The 16,600-nt window shown below is 70.1% G+C and carries 13 protein-coding genes; 8 read left to right on the top strand and 5 right to left on the bottom strand.

Annotation, left to right across the window (positions count from 1 at the left end):
• The first annotated feature begins 154 nt into the window (after positions 1-154).
• Positions 155-808, top strand: a complete 654-nt coding sequence (locus tag ACXVGS_RS06090; protein ID WP_458529451.1) for a DUF1345 domain-containing protein — start codon at positions 155-157, stop codon at positions 806-808.
• A gap of 79 nt (positions 809-887) precedes the next feature.
• Here ACXVGS_RS06090 and speB read toward each other — a convergent pair whose 3' ends face one another.
• From speB to ACXVGS_RS06075, 3 genes are read right to left on the bottom strand one after another with little or no spacing between them, the layout of a single operon-like run.
• Positions 888-1,886 (bottom strand): agmatinase, encoded by a 999-nt coding sequence (gene speB, locus ACXVGS_RS06085; protein ID WP_458532051.1) that lies wholly within the window; start codon positions 1,884-1,886, stop codon positions 888-890.
• Positions 1,887-1,922: 36 nt separating this feature from the next.
• Positions 1,923-3,308, bottom strand: coding sequence for an amidase (locus ACXVGS_RS06080; protein ID WP_458529453.1), 1,386 nt, complete (start codon positions 3,306-3,308; stop codon positions 1,923-1,925).
• A 52-nt stretch (positions 3,309-3,360) separates the two neighbouring features.
• Positions 3,361-4,854: a purine-cytosine permease family protein gene (locus ACXVGS_RS06075; RefSeq protein ID WP_458529454.1), complete on the bottom strand. Its 1,494-nt coding sequence runs from the start codon at positions 4,852-4,854 to the stop codon at positions 3,361-3,363.
• A gap of 575 nt (positions 4,855-5,429) precedes the next feature.
• Between ACXVGS_RS06075 and ACXVGS_RS06070 the strand changes: the two genes are divergently transcribed.
• Complete coding sequence (locus tag ACXVGS_RS06070) at positions 5,430-5,720, top strand: DUF4193 domain-containing protein (RefSeq protein ID WP_458529455.1); 291 nt, start codon at positions 5,430-5,432, stop codon at positions 5,718-5,720.
• Positions 5,721-5,854: 134 nt separating this feature from the next.
• Here the strand turns inward: ACXVGS_RS06070 and ACXVGS_RS06065 are convergent, their stop codons facing one another.
• Both ACXVGS_RS06065 and ACXVGS_RS06060 read right to left on the bottom strand, forming a co-directional pair.
• Complete coding sequence (locus ACXVGS_RS06065) at positions 5,855-6,961, bottom strand: hypothetical protein (protein WP_458529456.1); 1,107 nt, start codon at positions 6,959-6,961, stop codon at positions 5,855-5,857.
• Between the two features lie 152 nt (positions 6,962-7,113).
• On the bottom strand, positions 7,114-9,216 hold the full coding sequence (locus ACXVGS_RS06060; RefSeq protein WP_458529457.1) for a LuxR C-terminal-related transcriptional regulator: 2,103 nt from the start codon (positions 9,214-9,216) through the stop codon (positions 7,114-7,116).
• A gap of 481 nt (positions 9,217-9,697) precedes the next feature.
• Here ACXVGS_RS06060 and dnaK point away from each other — a divergent pair, with 481 nt between their 5' ends.
• The 6 genes from dnaK to trxA are packed head-to-tail and all read left to right on the top strand — an operon-like array spanning position 9,698 to position 16,545.
• Positions 9,698-11,599, top strand: coding sequence for a molecular chaperone DnaK (gene dnaK / locus ACXVGS_RS06055; RefSeq protein ID WP_458529458.1), 1,902 nt, complete (start codon positions 9,698-9,700; stop codon positions 11,597-11,599).
• Between the two features lie 6 nt (positions 11,600-11,605).
• Positions 11,606-12,199 (top strand): nucleotide exchange factor GrpE, encoded by a 594-nt coding sequence (locus tag ACXVGS_RS06050; protein WP_458536741.1) that lies wholly within the window; start codon positions 11,606-11,608, stop codon positions 12,197-12,199.
• The gene (locus ACXVGS_RS06045; protein WP_458536740.1) at positions 12,187-13,146 is read left to right on the top strand and encodes a DnaJ C-terminal domain-containing protein; all 960 of its coding nucleotides are present in this window, start codon (positions 12,187-12,189) and stop codon (positions 13,144-13,146) included. Before ACXVGS_RS06050 ends, ACXVGS_RS06045 begins: the two co-directional genes overlap by 13 nt.
• The gene (locus tag ACXVGS_RS06040) at positions 13,143-13,451 is read left to right on the top strand and encodes a chaperone modulator CbpM (protein ID WP_458529461.1); all 309 of its coding nucleotides are present in this window, start codon (positions 13,143-13,145) and stop codon (positions 13,449-13,451) included. The genes ACXVGS_RS06045 and ACXVGS_RS06040 overlap by 4 nt, the downstream gene beginning before the upstream one ends.
• Positions 13,442-16,078 carry an ATP-dependent chaperone ClpB gene (clpB, locus tag ACXVGS_RS06035; RefSeq protein WP_458536739.1) on the top strand — a complete coding sequence of 879 codons (2,637 nt, stop codon included), beginning with the start codon at positions 13,442-13,444 and terminating at the stop codon, positions 16,076-16,078. The genes ACXVGS_RS06040 and clpB overlap by 10 nt, the downstream gene beginning before the upstream one ends.
• Complete coding sequence (trxA, locus tag ACXVGS_RS06030; protein ID WP_458529463.1) at positions 16,075-16,545, top strand: thioredoxin; 471 nt, start codon at positions 16,075-16,077, stop codon at positions 16,543-16,545. Before clpB ends, trxA begins: the two co-directional genes overlap by 4 nt.
• Positions 16,546-16,600 lie beyond the last annotated feature (55 nt).

Genomic DNA, 16,600 nt, shown 5'->3' with positions numbered 1-16,600 from the left:
AGCGAAGGCCGACCTCCTCGATCCAGCCCCGGAGGAAGCCTTCCTGGCCTGCGTACCGATTCGAGGCGCGCCGCGGCGCTGTGGAACCGAGCCGCGTCGATTTCACCGGCTGGGCGGCGCGGTGTGGTGCGGCAGCCTCGGCCAGACTGGCACCGTGACAGCAGAGGCGCGGAGCCGCGTGCGTGACCCCTCCGCGCGCGTCCGTGTTCTCGTGGCGACCGCGTTGGGGGCCCTCGGCGGCGCCGGGGTGGCGACAGTCGCTTCCTGGAGGTTCGCGGTCCTCGCGGGGTGGATGTTGGCGGCCGCGGTGTTCGTGGCGTGGATGTGGGCCACGATCTGGCCGATGTCCGCCGCGGACACGCGGCGTCACGCCTGCCGGGAGGACCCGGGCCAGGCAACGTCCGACGCGGTGGTCTTGGTTGCTGCGGTCGCCAGCCTGGGCGCGGTTGCCCTGCTGCTCGGCGGCAGCCAGGCCACCGGGTCCGGCAAGGACCTCGTGGCCGCACTGGGAGTCTCGAGCGTGGCCCTCGCCTGGGCCACCGCTCACACCGTGTTCACCGCGCGGTACGCCCGGCTGTACTACGTCAACTCCTCCGGTGGCGTTGACTTCAATGAGGACTCCGATCCGCGCTACCGCGACTTCGCCTACCTGGCGTTCACGGTGGGGATGACCTTCCAGGTCTCCGACACGGACATCACCCGGCAGCGGGTCCGAGACACGGTGCTGAGGCACATGCTCCTGTCCTACCTGCTCGGGGCCGTTGTCATCGCGACGACCATCAACCTCATCGCGGGACTCGCCAAATAGCCGAGGCTCGGCATGCGGCCGTGTCGCCGCCGCGCCCGCCCCGCGTGCTCCTGCCCCGCGATCGGCCGCGAGGAGCTCCTCAGCCGCCGAGCCCCGTCGTCGACGCGCTCACATGCGGACGCGGGCCCGCCTCCGCAGCGGGCGCCATGGCGCTGATCAGCTCGTATGCCGCGTGGGAGGCCGCAATGCCGGTCACCTCCGCATGGTCGTAGGCGGGCGCCACCTCGACGATATCGGCCCCGACCAGGTTGAGCGTGTTGAACGAGCGCAGGATGTTCAGCAGCTCGCGGCTGGTCAGGCCGCCCGCCTCCGGCGTGCCGGTTCCCGGCGCGAAGGCGGGGTCGAGCACGTCGATGTCGAGGGAGACGTATGTCGGTCGGTCACCGACCCGGGCCCGGATCCGCTCGACCACGCCGCGCCACCCGAGGTCGTCCATGTCGTGGGAGCCGACGACCTGGAAGCCGAGCGCCTGGTCGTCGGCCAGGTCCGAAGGGCCGTAGAGCGGGCCGCGGATGCCGACGTGGATGCTTCCGGTCTGGTCGATCAGCCCTTCCTCACTGGCCCGGCGGAACGGCGTTCCATGCGTGACGGGGGCACCGAAGTAGGTGTCCCAGGTGTCCAGGTGGGCGTCGAAGTGAACCACGGCAACCGGCCCATGGACCTCGCGCATGACCCGCAGCAGGGGCAGCGCGATGGTGTGGTCCCCGCCGATGGTCAACAGGCGCGTGCTGTGCTCCAGCACTGCCCGGGCACCCCGGTCGACCTGCTCGACCGCCTCGTCGATGGAGAACGGGTTGCAGGCGATGTCCCCGGCGTCAGCCACCTGCTGCACGCCGAACGGCTCGACGTCGAGCACGGGGTTGTAGTTGCGCAGCAGCTTGGAGGACGCGCGCACGTGTCCCGGGCCGAACCGGGCACCCGGGCGGTAGCTGACGCCGCTGTCGAAAGGGACGCCGACGACTGCCACGTCGGCGCGGCCCACCTCGTCGAGCCGGGGAAGGCGGGCGAAGGTCGCCGGTCCGCCGAACCGGGGCACCGCAGTGGCGTCCACGGGGCCCCGAGGGGTAGCTGAGTTCATGTCCACCACAGTCTCACTTTCCCGCGGTCGCGACGGTCACGCCGGGTAGGGCCGAGACGCCCCGGTCGCAGGTGGCCACCGGTCGCCCCACGGGGCGATCCGCTCCCAGGCGGCGGCCACCTGCAGCACCCGCGCATCGGCCCAGCGGGGTGCCATCACCTGCATGCCGACCGGCAGCCCGGAGGGGGCCCAGCCCGTGGGGACGGCACACGCCGGGCCACCGGTGAGGTTGGCGGGCAGGGCCAGCGCACACCAGTCGTCGAAGAAGGGGTCGACCGGGACCCCGTCGATGGCCGCAGGCGAGGTCACGTCGGTGCCGAAGGCGGGAAGGGGCATGGACGGTGTCAATAGGACGTCGTAGTCCTCGAAGAAGAGATCCCATCGCTGGCGGTAGGTGCGCCGCCGTTCCAGGGCGTCGAGGTAGTCCCGCGCGCTGGCGGCCCGCCCGGCCTCGATGATCTCGCGGGTGCCGGCGGACAGCAGGTCGCCGGCTTCCTCCAGGAGCGGCCCCTCGGAGGCGAAGCCCTCGGGCAGGGCCAGGTCGTTCCACAGTTGCGTCGGGTACGGGGCATCCGGCTGGGCCTCGGTCACCTGTGCCCCCTCATCCACCAGCCGCCGCACTGCGTCCCGGAAGGCGGCCCGGACCGACTGCTCGACCGGGGCCCACCCCAGGTCCTCCGACACGGCGATCCGCAGCGTCGACCAGTCCACCGGCCGGGTCACGGCACCCAGCAGGTCGCCGACGTCCACCGGCCAGGTCAGGTCGTCCTCCGGCGAGGGTCCGGCCATCACGTGCAGCGCCAGTGCCGCGTCCCGCACCGAACGGGTGATCGGGCCGTCCACCGACAGGCTCGGCCAGCCGCGGAAACCCGGCAGCTTGGGCACGAGGCCGAAGGTGGGCTTGTGCCCGACGACCCCACAGAAGGCAGCGGGGATGCGGATCGACCCGCCGCCGTCGGTGCCGACCGCGATGGGCGTGGCCCCGTACGCCACCGAGGCGCCGGCGCCGCCGCTGGAGCCGCCCGGGGTGTTGGGCGGCGCCCAGGGGTTGCGGGTGAGGCCGAAGAGCTCGTTGTCGGTGAACCCCCGGTAGCAGAACTCCGGGTTGTTGGTCTTGCCCACCACCACCGCGCCGGCGGCCTTGAGGCGGCCGACCGGGACGGCGTCCACGTCAGGGACGAAGTCCCGCAGGGCGGCCGAGCCGTTGGTCGCCGGCGCCCCGGCCAGCCAGACGTGGTCCTTCACCGAGATCGGGACCCCGAGCAGCGGCAGAGCGTCCCCGGCACCGGCGGCGTGGAGGGCGTCGACCTCACGCGCCCGGACGCGGGCCTGGTCCGCCAGGACGACGGTGAAGGCGTTGACCACCCCCTCGAACCGGGCGATGCGCTCCAGCGACCGCTCGACCAGCTCCTGGGAAGTCACCTCGCCGCAGCGGACCGCCTGCGCGGCTGACCACGCGTCCACGGGCCGTTGCTCACCCGGGGTGCGGGCCGTGGCCCGGCTCGGGCCGCATGTGGTGGACCGCCTCGTACTCCAGCTCCTCCCGCTCCTTGGTCGCCACGGCGACCTCGGCCTCGATGTCCAGGTTGCGGCAGAACAGCCAGTACAACAGCGCCGAGACCGGCAGGCCGATGAAGAGCGAGAAGTCCGCCCCCTTGGCGGCCTCGGCGACCGGTCCGGTGTAGAGGCCGGTGCTGAAGAAGGGGATCATGGCGGCGAAGCCGATCAGGTAGGCGGCGATGCCACGCCAGCCCCACCGGCCGTACATCCCGTTGGGGTTGAAGATCTCCTCGATCGCGTAGTGGCCGTGCCGGACGATGAAGTAGTCGACCAGGTTGACCGCGGTCCAGGGGATGAACAGGTAAAGCACCATGAGCAGGAAGTTCTCGAAGTTCGTCTGGAACGACTTCGTGCTGGCCAGCGCACCGACCAGGGAGATGGCCGCGGTCAGGGAGATGGTCACGATCCGGGCGCCCAGCGTGGGCCGGATCCGTTTGAACGAGTCAGAGGCGCTGATGAGGGTGAGCGAGCCGCCATACATGTTCAGGGCCGTGACCGAGATGAGGCCCAGGGCCGAGAAGACCAGGATCACCGCGCCGAAGCCGTCGAACACCTGGTTGCCGGCGGACTCCAGGGAGGGGATGGCGTCGAAGGCCTTGCCCGCCCAGGCCGCCAGGGCGGCGCCCAGGCTCATGATCCAGATCGCGCCGAGGCCCGATCCTCCGTAGGTCCACCAGAAGGTCCTGCTGACGGTGACGTCCGGTGGCAGGTAGCGCGAGTAGTCCGAGACGTAGATCGCCCAGCTGATCTGGTAGCCCGCCACGACGGAGTACTGCAGCAGGAACGGCGCCAGGTCGAAGTGGCCGAGGTCGAATGACCCCGCCGGGAAGCCGAACGTGAAGAAGGCGACGGTGAGGATCCCGAAGAAGACGACGAAGCCATAAGCCAGCCAGCGCTCCATCTTGTGGATGAAGTCGTAGCCCGCGATGGCAGCGACAGCGGCGACGACGGTGGCGACGACGATCCACAACGACGTCCCGCCATGGACCGTAGCGTGCGCCGAATCCGCCGCCAGCAAGGTGTTGAAGACGTTGAACCCGGCGTACTGCAGATAGGCGAAGAGCCAGACCAGGATGGCGCCCACGTAGCCGAACTGGGGGCGGGACTGGATCATCTGCGGCAGCCCCAGCTGGGGCCCTTGGGCCGAGTGGGCCGCCATGAAGAAGGTGCCGGTCAGGACCCCGAGCACGATCGCAATGAGCGACCAGATGAGGTTGCCTCCGGTGGTCACCCCCAGAACGCCGACCGCGAGCGTGGCGATCTGCGCGTTGCTCATGAACCACAGAGGTCCCAGGTGCCACAGCTTGCCGTGGCGCTCGTTCAGCGGGACGTAGTCAATGGAGCGCACCTCGAAGGCGGGCCGACGCTCCGTGGCGGCCGTAGCCCCGCTCGTGCTGCTCTGTGCCATCGGCGGCCTCTTCTCAGCGCACGGTGATGTCCCCTACGGATACCCCTTGCGAGGGACTTTCAATACGGCCGACGGTAGCCCGGTCCCGTGAACGGGCCAACCGAGTCGCAACTGGGTGCCGCGCAGGAGCCGCGACACCTGGACCTGGCTGACGCCGATCTCCTGTCCCTTCGCGGAGGGTTTTGGGGCGGGCAGCCTTGGGAGCCCACAACTATTGACAGACGAGGAACGACAGAGGAACTAGCCCCTGCAGGCACGCTGATGGCCGCAATGCGGGTCCAGGGCCCGGAGCGGAACTCGTGCCTCCGTGGGCGCGTCAGGCGCAAGGGGCACCCGATGCGCCCACGGCGGACGTCAGGTCCGGACCAGACACAGCCCCGACCGTGCAGCAGCACCGGCGACGATGGCGACCAGCACCGGTCTGCTCTCATCCGGCCGGTGACCGGGCTCCTCAGTGCCGCGCAGGGCACTTTCCTCCGTTTTCCGTGTCGGCGCCCGGGGTACGCAGGCATGTGGCCGGCACGCCCCCCTTTCGGGATGCCCCGCCCCCCACCCCGCATGGTCCAAGGAGAGACATGGCGACCGACTACGACGCCCCCAGGCGCACCGCCGAGGACGAGCAGGACCGCAAGGCCGAGGTCCTCGAAGCCGCCCGCCAGACGACGAGCAAGCCCCTCATCGTGGACGACGAGGCCAACCTCGGCGACGACCTCGAACTGCCCGGCGCGGACCTGTCACACGTCGCGCTGGCCGTCACCGTCGTCCCGGAACAGGACGACGAATTCACCTGCGCCCAGTGCTTCCTCGTGAAGCACCAGAGCCAGCGCAACACGCCCGGGACGGACGTCTGCGCCGACTGCGCCTAGGCAGCGGAGGCTGTCTTTGTGCTCCGGCGGTCCCCACCCGTGCCAACTCACGAACAGCACCGGACGCAGCGGCGGGTCGACGCGCTTCGGTGTGTCACGGTGCGCTGCTCCGCGTCGAGGCACTGCCCGCCGCGTCATGTGGACTGGTCGGTACGACGAAGGTGCGCGTAGGCCGCCGCGCGCACGGCCTCGTCGCTCTCGAGTCCGGCGCCCAAGGCCCCGGCGAGCGTCGCCACGGAGCTGACGAGCCACGCCAGCCGCACCTGGTCACCAGGCCCGAGGGCGCGGCCCAGCGCAGAGGCGAAGAGATCGTCGGGTACGAACAGCAGGACGGCGACCAAGGTGAGCGAGAACAGCATGACGTAGAGCGCCATGACGCCAAGCACGACCGTCGCGGTCGTCGCGGCGTTGAGCAGCAGGACCTGCTGGCGAGCGGACCGCCGGGGGTAGCGCTCCCACAGGTGCGCGCCTGCGATGAGCGCGACACACACCGCGGCAATGGATCCGACTGCTGCGATAGCCAGCCTCGGTGCACCCATCGCTTCGGAGAGCCGCCAGATGTCCTGGGTCACAAGCGCTGCCACCGCGGCGGCGAGCGCAGCCGAGAGTGACCGTGCGAGGCGAAGGACCAGTCGCCAGGGTTGGTTGGCCCGGACCATCCCCGCGAGCAGGTGCAGGTTCCCGGTAATCACCTGGGCGGCGAATGTCACGCCTCCCTGCTCGGGAGAGACAGCGGTAGCGAGCTCGTGCATCCGCGTGTCGACGCTGGCCCGGCTGCGGTGCCCGCGCCGGGGTTGATCACGGTCGCTGTCCTCAGGGGCAGCCGCACCAACCAGTACTTGCACCGCTCGCAGCAGACTCCTGCGGGTGCGGGACTTCGGCGCAAGCGCCCCGTGGCCCGGGAGAGAGACCACCGCCACCCCTTGGCTCGGGCTCACGTGGCTCAGCAGCGGCCGGCGTCCAACGTTGAGCGGCAGCTCGGTGACGAGGAGCACCAGGTGGCGGTTCGTGTCAAGCAGGTGCCGCCGGGCGCAGTCCAGCAGGTCGTCCAGGTCAGCCGGAGGCCCGAGGCGGTGTTCGAGCTCCGTGCCGATGTTCCACACCGCGCCCGGCAGGTGCTGCCGGAGATCCCCCACCAGATCCGAGCACAGCCGGCCGAGGGTCTCCTCGGAGATCCCCGCCGTGCCCACCAGGCCGAGCGCGAGCGCGGCCTGATGCGCCTCCTCACTGGCCGGAGCCACTGGAACCACCGGGCGGCTGGAAGGAGTCGGTGGGCCGGCTGCCACCTGACGTCGCCTCCGCCACGCTCGCATGCCCGCCAAGAAGGAGCGGTCGCGCGACCGCCCTTCGTCGCGCGGCTCGGGTCCGTGAGGGGGTGTGGCCTCGTACGCCGTCATGCCGAGGAGCCCGTGGCAGGCGCCGGTTCTCCATGCGTGGCCACCATGAGGGCCAGCTGTGTCCGCGAGTGGATCCCGAGCTTGGAATAGATGTGCTTGAGGTGTGACTCGACGGTGTTCTGGGAGACGAAGAGGCGCCTCGCGACCTCCCGGTTGGTGAGTCCTCGTGACACCTCATCGATGATGCGCTGCTCTGCCGAGGTGAGGCTCTGCCAGTCGGCGCGATGGAGCGCTGCCCCATGAGGTGCGTGAATGACCGGAGCCGCTTGCAGCTGGGCGCCCGCGTGTGCCGCGCAACCGGTTGCGCCAACGCGCTCGTACTCCACACACGCGTGCTCCAGAAGACGTCGACGAGCCGGGTTGGTGAGGACGCCATCCTGACGCGCTGCAGCTTCACAGGCCCACGCCAAGCTGATCGGGCGGCCTGAGGAGCGTAGGAGCGCCACCCCCTCCTGCAGCTGGGCGGCGTCGCCGTGCACCATCCCCCGCGCCAGCGCAGCGGAGGCCTCCATGGTCACCACGCCAGGGTTGAGTGCGGCGAGCCGCTCGGACCCGGTGACCGCCGAGAGCGCCCCTCGTCGGTCATCCACCGTGATTGCCAGCCGAGCCAGACGCGCTCCGCCCAGTGGGTCGGTGAGGAACCCCTGCAGCCGGCGAGGGAGCAGCCCGAGGACAGTCGCCACGTGGGTCCACGCCCGGCGCGGCTCACCACGTTCCTCCTCGACGTGCGCGATCGCCCACATGAGCGCCAGCCCGCCACGGGTGCCTTGGGAGTGGCAGAGCGCGGCCTTGCGGACGAGGTCTTCGGCCCGGTCGAGCTCACCCCTGAGGGTCGACACCTCGACCATCACCGCAGAGAGCTCGGCAGCCGCCCCCCACGTGTGCAGCACCGCGGCACTATCCAGACCTGCCTGCGCCTCGGACCACGCCTGGTCGAGCTGACCGAGCTGAAGCATGAGGCTCGCGCGGCAGGCGTGTCCCAGGGTGACGTTCTTCCCTGAGCCCCTGCGCTCGCCCTCGCGTCGGCCGTCTTCGAACGACACCGACGCTTCGCTCAACCGGTCCAACAGCATCAGGGTCCGGCCGTGTGCCCACTGTGGCTGGATCATCGGAATCTCGGCCCGCGCGGGCACCGCGACGTGCAACGCCTCGTCGGTCCGGCGGAGCGAGCGACCGAGGTGACCGGACATCTGCTCGGCCTCGCTCATGGCAAGCACCGCACGACAGGCGGCCGACCGCTCATCGCGGCGGCGCGCGAGGGCCAATGCGTGCCGCCCGGACACCAGGGACGACGTCGTGTCCCCGAGCCCGCCGTGGGCAGCACACCGGGTCGCCGACGGGGACGCCCGGAGCCGGCCGGGCATCTGGGTCATGCCCAGCGCCGCCGTCGTGTGCTGCAGCGCGTTCTCCACGCGGCCTTCATCCAGGAGACTTCTCGCCAGCTCGAGTTGCCGTTGCGCCTGGAGCTCGGACGGCAGCGCAACCCTGAGTGGCGCAGCCGCCAGCGCCTGAGCCTGAGCTGCGTGACCCGCGCGGGCGAGCCGGTGGACGGTGCTCGGCGTGAGCTCGGGGCGTCGGCGATCTTCCCAGGAGGCCAGAGCCAGCGCGAGCAGTCGAAGCCGCGCCGCCACGCGCGGCGCATCGACCTCCGCGTCATCGGCTGCACGTTCGACTGCCTTGGCCACAGCGTCGGGGCATAGCGACAGCCCGGCGACCGCTGCGGTGCGGCGCTCACCCAAGAGCGCCCCAGCCACCTCGACCTGCAGGGCGTTCCGCACTGCGGAGGGGATGGCCTCGTAGACGGCTCGATGCGTTCGGCCGCATGAGAACGCCAGCGTTCCGCGGTCCACGAGCACCTTGGCGCCCAGGGCCTCGCGCACAGCGGGTGCCAAGGTGGCGACAGGGCACCTGAGCACCCTTGCCACATCGGCGACATCAAAGGTGCGACCAAGCACCGCTGCGACCTCCAGCACCAGCCGGGTCCGCGGCGACACCCGACCGAGCTGGTGCTCGGAGCCGTCGGAGGGCGGCTCGGACAGGCCGGCATACCTCCGCTGCACCGGATCGGCGCTGGACACTCGCCCCTCGACGTCAGCCACTACGCTCACCAGCGCTGCCGCCTCGATTGGAGACGTGGCCTACGAGGAGGGCCACGTCCAGGGCCTGGTCCCGACCCGTCGGCTGGAGCGGTCGGACCACGGCGCGCGACGCGACCGTCAAGGACGCCTGCAGATGTGCGCAGCCGTCGTCGACGTGGCCGTTGCCACCGTTCGACAGCGTGGACGTCATGGAGTTGCCGCCTCTGGGCGCGGGAATATCTCGGTGTTTCGGCGACTCGACGCGGACGGGCCCCGTACTCGGTGGATTCCAGTCAGCCTACGCCCCTGACGCGTATTTCGGGATGGACGTGCCACCGCGGGTTCGGCACGCCCGGCCGAGATCACCAGTTCTGGTCACAGACACGCTCCTCCGCCGGCGGAAAGATCCCATGAAGCGGGCGAAACAGACCTGGAGCTGGCTGACGAGTGACGCCACCGCCCGGCTCACCCACCGTCAGCACCGACACCATGAGGAGGACCGATGGCCAAGGCAGTCGGCATCGACCTGGGCACGACCAACTCCGTTATCGCAGCCATGGAAGGCGGCCAGCCGAGCGTCATCCCCAATGCGGAGGGCTCGCGCACCACCCCGTCCGTGGTCGCCTTCACCGACTCCGGCGAGCGGCTCGTCGGCCAGATGGCGCGGCGGCAGGCAGTGTTGAACGCCAAGGGCACGATCTCCTCGGCCAAACGGTTCATCGGCCGCAAGTTCGACGAGGTCGGTGACGAGATCAAGGCCGTGTCCTATGACGTCGTCCCCGGGCCTGACGGGGCGGTCCGGTTCACGATCCGCAACAAGCTGTACGCCCCGGAGGAGATCTCCGCACTCGTACTGAGGAAGCTCGTCGAGGACGCCGCAAAGTTCCTGGGTGAGAAGGTGACCGAGGCCGTCATCACGGTGCCGGCTCACTTCAACGACGCCCAGCGTCAGGCCACCAAAGACGCAGGGAAGGTAGCCGGCCTCGAGGTGCTGCGGATCATCAACGAGCCGACGGCCGCTGCGCTCGCGTACGGCATGGACCGGCTGGAGAACGAGACCATCCTCGTCTTCGACCTCGGCGGCGGCACCTTCGACGTCAGCGTGCTGAGCATCGGCGAGGGCGTCGTGGAGGTGCGGTCCACCGCCGGCGACACCCACCTCGGCGGTGACGACTTCGACCGCCGGGTCGTGGATCACCTCGCCGACGAGTTCAAGAAGGACAACGGGATCGACCTGCGCCAGGACCCACAGGCCCTGCAACGGCTCTTCGAGGCTGCGGAGAAGGCCAAGATGGAGCTGTCCTCGGTCACCCAGACCAGCGTCAGCCTGCCGTTCGTGACCGCTGATGCCTCCGGCCCGAAGCATCTGAACACCACCCTGATGCGTTCGACGTTCGACCAGCTCACCGCCGACCTCGTCGACCGCTGCCTGGGACCGGTCAAGCAGGCGATGAGTGACGCCAAGCTCACGCCCGACGACATCGACGAGGTCATTCTCGTCGGCGGCTCCACCCGCATACCCGCCGTGCAGAGCCTGATTCGCCGGCTCACCGGCGGCAAGGACCCCAACATGACGGTCAACCCCGACGAGGTCGTCGCCGTCGGTGCCGCGGTGCAGGCCGCGATCATCAAGGGAGAGGTCAAAGACGTCCTGCTGCTGGACGTCACGCCGCTGTCGCTGGGCCTGGAGACCCTGGGCGGGGTGATGACCAAGGTCATCGAGCGCAACACCACGATCCCGGCCCGGCGCACCGAGACGTTCAGCACGGCCGAGGACAACCAGTCAGCCGTGGACGTCGTGGTGCTCCAGGGAGAACGGGAAAATGCCGCCGACAACCGTGTGCTGGCGCGATTCAGGCTGGAGAACATCCGGCCCGCTCCCCGCGGGGTGCCGCAGATCGAGGTGACGTTCGACATCGACGCCAATGGCATCCTGCATGTCTCCGCCAAGGACAAGGACACCGGCGCCGAGCAGAAGGTCACCATCAGCGAGTCCTCGAACCTCGACAAGTCCGAGGTCGAGCGGATGATCGCCGACGCCGACGCGCACCGCAGCGAGGACCAGCGGCTGCGTGAGCTGGTCGACGCACGCAACGAGCTCGACTCGGCCGCCTACCAGGTGGAACGCGCGCTGAGTGAGCTCGGGGACAACGCGGCCGAGCACGAGCGGGCCCGGGCCGAGATGGTGGTCGCCGACGCACGCGAGGCCGTGGCCAAGGAGACCCCGCTCGAGCGGCTCAGGGAGGTGACGAGCGAGCTGCAGCAGCTCGTCCAGAGCCTCACCGCCGCACAGTCAGCCGCCGGCTCACGCTCCGGGCCCGATGCCGGACCGTCACCGTCGGCGCAGGGGCCTTCATCGCCGGACGCGGACGACGTCATCGACGCCGAGTTCACGACGAGCTGAGGTGTCATGACCGACCAGGTCCCTCCTGCGCCCCACGCCCCGCAGGCGCCTGCGCAGGACGGCGTGGCGGCCTCCGCGCACCAGGCGGCGGGGACGAAGAATGGCACTGACCAACCGCGGGTCGACGAGTCGGCCGGGACGACAGCCGAGGACACCGAGCAGGGTCTGCGGGCGCGGGTCGCCGAGCTCGAGGACCGGTGGCGCCGGACCGTCGCCGACCTTGACAACATGCGCAAGCGGTTCGCGCGCGAGCGCGAGCAACTGAGGGACGAGGAACGGGCGCGTGTCGCGGCCGACTGGCTGCCCATCCTGGACAACCTCGAGCTCGCACTGCAGCACGCTGGCGCCGACCCGGTCGCGATCCGCGAGGGAGTGCAGGCGGTTCACGACCAGGCCGTCGACCTGATGGCGCGGCTGGGATTCCCCCAGCGCGACGACACGGGGGCCCCGTTCGACCCACGCCGCCACGAGGCGGTGAGCACCGTCGTCGACGCGTCTGCGAAGCCCGGGACGGTGGTCCATGTCGTCAAGCCGGGTTACGGGGACGCCCCACGACAGCTCCGGCCGGCGTCCGTCATCGTGGCCGCATGGGAGCAGTGATGGCGTCGAGGGACTTCTACGCCGCCCTCGGTGTGCCGCGCACCGCCAGCCAGGAGGAGATTCAGCGGGCCTACCGCTCACTCGCCCGCCAGTACCACCCTGACGTCAACAAGGACCCATCGGCCGAGGAGCGCTTCAAGGAGGTGTCCGAGGCGTACGACGTGTTGTCCGACCCAGACATGCGCCAGCGGTACGACGCCTTCGGACCCGACTTCAGGCAGGTGCCCGAGGGCGCCGGCCCACGCGCCCGGGGCCGCGCGCGAGCGGGTGCGGGCGCCGGCCGCCAAGGGGGTCGGGGCGGCGCGGGACCTGGCCGCCGGCCCGGCGCCGACTTCGGGAGCGGCGTGGATCTCGACGACATTCTCGAAGGCATGTTCGGCGGCCGGGAGCCTCGGGGCTGGGGCCCGATCCCGGGCGCTGACCAGGAGGTCGAGTTGGTCCTCACGGTGGAGGAGGCGTATGCGGGCGGCGTCCGGACTCTGGCCGTGAGCGGCCCGGATGACCAGCGGACGGTGGAGGTCAAGATCCCCGCCGGTGTCATCGACGGCCAGCGCATCCGGCTCGCGGGACAGGGCGGACGTGGCACCGGCGGTTCCCCGGCCGGTGACCTCTACCTCATCATCCGTATCGCCCCGCACCGGCGATACCGCCTGTCTGGCCGTGACGTGTACGTCGACCTGTCGCTCGCGGCCTGGGAAGGGGCGCTGGGCGCCTCGGTCCCCGTGACCACGCCGGGCGGGGAGGCGACCGTCACCGTGCCAGCGGGAACGTCCACGGGCCGCCGACTGCGACTCCGAGGTCGTGGCATGCCCAATCCCCGAGGAAAGCCCGGGGACCTCTACGCCGAGGCGCGCCTGATGGTGCCCAAGTCACCCACGACGGAGGAGGAGCGACTATGGAAGGAGCTGGCCGACACGTCCATCTTCAACCCGAGAAGCGCGCGATGAGCTACGCCCTCGCCCGTCCGCTGGTGTTCGACCTGGAGACCTTCGCGAAGCTCACGGGGCTGCACCCGGAAATGGTCCGCCGGTACGTCGCCCTCGGCCTTCTCAGGGCATCAACCGACGTGCAGGGCCGGCTCTGGCTCCGCCCCGATCAGGTGCAAGCCGTCGCCAGGCTGCAACGACTGCGCGCCGGCTTCGCCCTCAACTACGCGGCACTCGGGCTCGTCGTCGACCTGCTCGACCGCATCGCCGTCCTGGAAGCGACCCGCATCCGCCCGCAACGGACTGGAGCATCGACATGGACATGAACCGCCTGACGCAGAAGTCACAGGAAGCACTCCACGACGCCCAGACCGTGGCGATGCGGTTCGGGCACACCGAGGTCGACGGGGAGCACCTGTTGCTGGCGCAGTTGAGGCAGGCCGATGGCCTCGCCCCGCGGCTGCTCAGCCAGGCCGGCGCCGACTCTGCCGCCCTGGGCGCCGAGCTGGAGAGCCACCTGGAACGTCGACCGCGCGTCACGGGTCCCGGCGCCGAGCCTGGACAGGTGTTCGTCACCCAGCGGCTGTCGCGGCTGCTCGACGCCGCCGACCGGGAGGCGAAGCGCCTCAAGGACGAGTACGTGTCCGTGGAGCACCTGGTCCTTGCCCTGGTCGACGAGGGGCCACAGAGCACGTCGGGACGGTTGCTGCGCGACAGCGGACTGACACGCGACCGGTTCCTGGAGGCGTTGACGGCCGTCCGCGGCAACCAGCGGGTGACGTCGGCGATGCCTGAGGTGGCCTACGAGGCGCTGGAGAAGTACGGCCGCGACCTCGTGGCCGACGCCGCCGCCGGGAAGCTGGACCCGGTCATCGGCCGCGACGCCGAGATCCGCCGGGTCGTGCAGATCCTGTCGCGCAAGACGAAGAACAACCCCGTCCTCATCGGCGAGCCCGGGGTCGGCAAGACCGCTATCGCGGAGGGGCTGGCCCAGCGGATCACCGACGGAGACGTGCCCGAGGGTCTGCGCGACCGGATCGTCTTCGCCCTCGACATGGCCTCGCTGGTGGCGGGCGCCAAGTACAAGGGGGAGTTCGAGGAGCGGTTCAAGGCGGTGCTCAACGAGGTGACCGCATCCGAAGGCCGCATCCTGCTGTTCGTGGACGAGCTGCACAACGTGGTGGGCGCCGGGGGCGGCGAGGGCGCCATGGACGCCGGCAACATGCTCAAGCCGATGCTGGCCCGCGGCGAGCTGCACATGATCGGGGCCACGACCCTGACCGAGTACCGCAAGCACATCGAGAAGGACGCGGCTCTCGAGCGGCGCTTCCAGCCCGTTCTCGTGGAGGAGCCGAGCGTCGAGGATGCCATCTCGATCCTGCGTGGCCTGCGCGAACGGCTCGAGATCTTCCACGGCGTGAAGATCCAGGACAGCGCCCTCGTCGCCTCAGTGGTGCTCAGCCATCGCTACATCTCCGACCGCTTCCTGCCGGACAAGGCCATCGACCTGGTGGACGAGGCGTGCGCCATGCTGCGCACCGAGATCGACTCGATGCCCGCCGAGCTGGACGAGCTGACCCGGCGGGTCACCCGCCTGGAGATCGAGGAAGCAGCGCTGGCCAAGGAGAAGGATGCAGCGAGCACGGCCCGGCTCGAGGAGCTACGACGGGAGCTGGCGGACGTCCGCAGCGAGGCCGACGCGATGCGGGCCCAGTGGGAGTCCGAGCGCCAGGCACTGCGCAAGGTCCAGGCCTTGCGTCAGGAGATCGAGCAGGTCAGGCAGGAGGCCGACCGCGCCGAGCGCAGCTATGACCTGAACCGGGCGGCCGAGCTACGGCACGGGCGGCTGCCGACGCTCGAGCGCCAGCTGCCGGCGGAGGAGGCACACCTGGCCAGCAAGCAGGGCCTGCGCCGGCTGTTGCGCGAGGTGGTCACGGAGGACGAGATCGCCTCCATCGTCTCGCGGTGGACCGGCATCGAGGTCACCCGCCTCCAGGAGGGCGAACGGGAGAAGCTGCTGCGGCTGGACGAGATCCTGCACGAGCGACTCATCGGGCAGGACGAGGCGGTCCGCGTGGTGGCCGACGCCATCATGCGGGCCAGGTCAGGGATCAAGGATCCGCGCAGGCCGGTCGGGTCGTTCCTCTTCCTCGGCCCCACCGGCGTGGGCAAGACCGAGCTGGCCAAGACGCTCGCCGCGGCGCTCTTCGACACCGACGAGAACATGGTCCGCATCGACATGAGCGAGTACCAGGAGCGGCATACCGTCAGCCGGCTCGTCGGCGCCCCTCCCGGCTACGTCGGCTACGAGGAGGGGGGCCAGCTGACCGAGGCGGTGCGGCGCAAGCCCTACTCCGTCGTGCTCTTCGACGAGATCGAGAAGGCGCACCCCGACGTGTTCAACACACTCCTCCAGGTGCTCGACGACGGCCGGCTCACCGACGCACAAGGGCGAACCGTGGACATGCGCAACACCGTGATCATCATGACCTCGAACATCGGGTCGCAGTACCTGCTCGACGGTGTGACGTCCGATGGCGAGCTCAAGCCCGAAGCACGGGACCTGGTGATGGATGAGCTGCGTCATCAGTTCCGCCCCGAGTTCCTGAACCGGGTCGATGACATCGTCCTGTTCAAGCCGCTGACCCCGAGCGAGATCGAACAGATCGTCGATCTGATGTTCAACGACCTGCGGAAGAGGCTGAGCGACCGGCGGATCAGCGTGGACGTCACCCCGGAAGCGGCCAGCTTCATTGCCGCCCAAGGCTTCGACCCTGTCTACGGTGCCCGGCCCCTGCGCCGGTTCATCGCCCGGGAGGTCGAGACACGGATCGGTCGTGCGCTGATCGCCGGGAACATCCAGGACGGCGCGGTCGTCCACGTCATCGTCGCCGATGGCGAGATCGCGGTGCGGGCCGAGCAGCCCGAGGCAGACCTGAAGGCGGCCTCATGAACGCGACCCCACAGCCACGCATCGTCGCCTGCAGCCACTGCGGGCACAAGAACCGCGTGCCAGCCGCAGCCCAGGGCAGCCCACGCTGTGGCCATTGTCACCAGGCGCTGACGTGGGTGGTCGATGCCGACGATGACACGTTCGCCGAGGTGGCGGAGAGGGCCACCGTTCCCGTGCTCGTCGACCTGTGGGCACCGTGGTGCGGACCGTGCCGAATGGTCAGTCCCCAGCTGGAGAAGCTGGCTGCCGAGAGGGCAGGCCGGCTGAAGCTGGTGAAGGTGAACTCGGACGATGCACCGCGGCTGTCCCAGCGTTTCCAGGTCCAGGCGATCCCGACGCTGTTGGTCATGAGGGACGGCAAGGTGCTCGCGACCCAGGTGGGCGCCGCACCTGCCCGGGTGCTGCGCACGTGGCTCGACCAGGCGCTCAGGGACGAACCGGCCGCGGCGCAGCAGGGGCTGACGTGACCCCCGTCCCCACACCCGAGGCACGCCTGACATACACCGCGCGGCACGAGGAGCG

This window comes from Oryzihumus sp. (genome assembly GCF_054325275.1).
Note: the sequence above shows the minus strand (reverse complement) of the source record. Positions and strands in the feature narration are given on the sequence as shown.

Excerpts from the sequence above, each read along its gene's own strand:
- speB (WP_458532051.1), bottom strand. The coding sequence starts at position 1,886 with ATGAACTCAGCTACCCCTCGGGGCCCCGTGGACGCCACTGCGGTGCCC.
- ACXVGS_RS06075 (WP_458529454.1), bottom strand. The coding sequence starts at position 4,854 with ATGGCACAGAGCAGCACGAGCGGGGCTACGGCCGCCACGGAGCGTCGG.
- ACXVGS_RS06070 (WP_458529455.1), top strand. The coding sequence starts at position 5,430 with ATGGCGACCGACTACGACGCCCCCAGGCGCACCGCCGAGGACGAGCAG.
- dnaK (WP_458529458.1), top strand. The coding sequence starts at position 9,698 with ATGGCCAAGGCAGTCGGCATCGACCTGGGCACGACCAACTCCGTTATC.
- ACXVGS_RS06050 (WP_458536741.1), top strand. The coding sequence starts at position 11,606 with ATGACCGACCAGGTCCCTCCTGCGCCCCACGCCCCGCAGGCGCCTGCG.
- ACXVGS_RS06045 (WP_458536740.1), top strand. The coding sequence starts at position 12,187 with ATGGGAGCAGTGATGGCGTCGAGGGACTTCTACGCCGCCCTCGGTGTG.
- ACXVGS_RS06040 (WP_458529461.1), top strand. The coding sequence starts at position 13,143 with ATGAGCTACGCCCTCGCCCGTCCGCTGGTGTTCGACCTGGAGACCTTC.
- clpB (WP_458536739.1), top strand. The coding sequence starts at position 13,442 with ATGGACATGAACCGCCTGACGCAGAAGTCACAGGAAGCACTCCACGAC.
- trxA (WP_458529463.1), top strand. The coding sequence starts at position 16,075 with ATGAACGCGACCCCACAGCCACGCATCGTCGCCTGCAGCCACTGCGGG.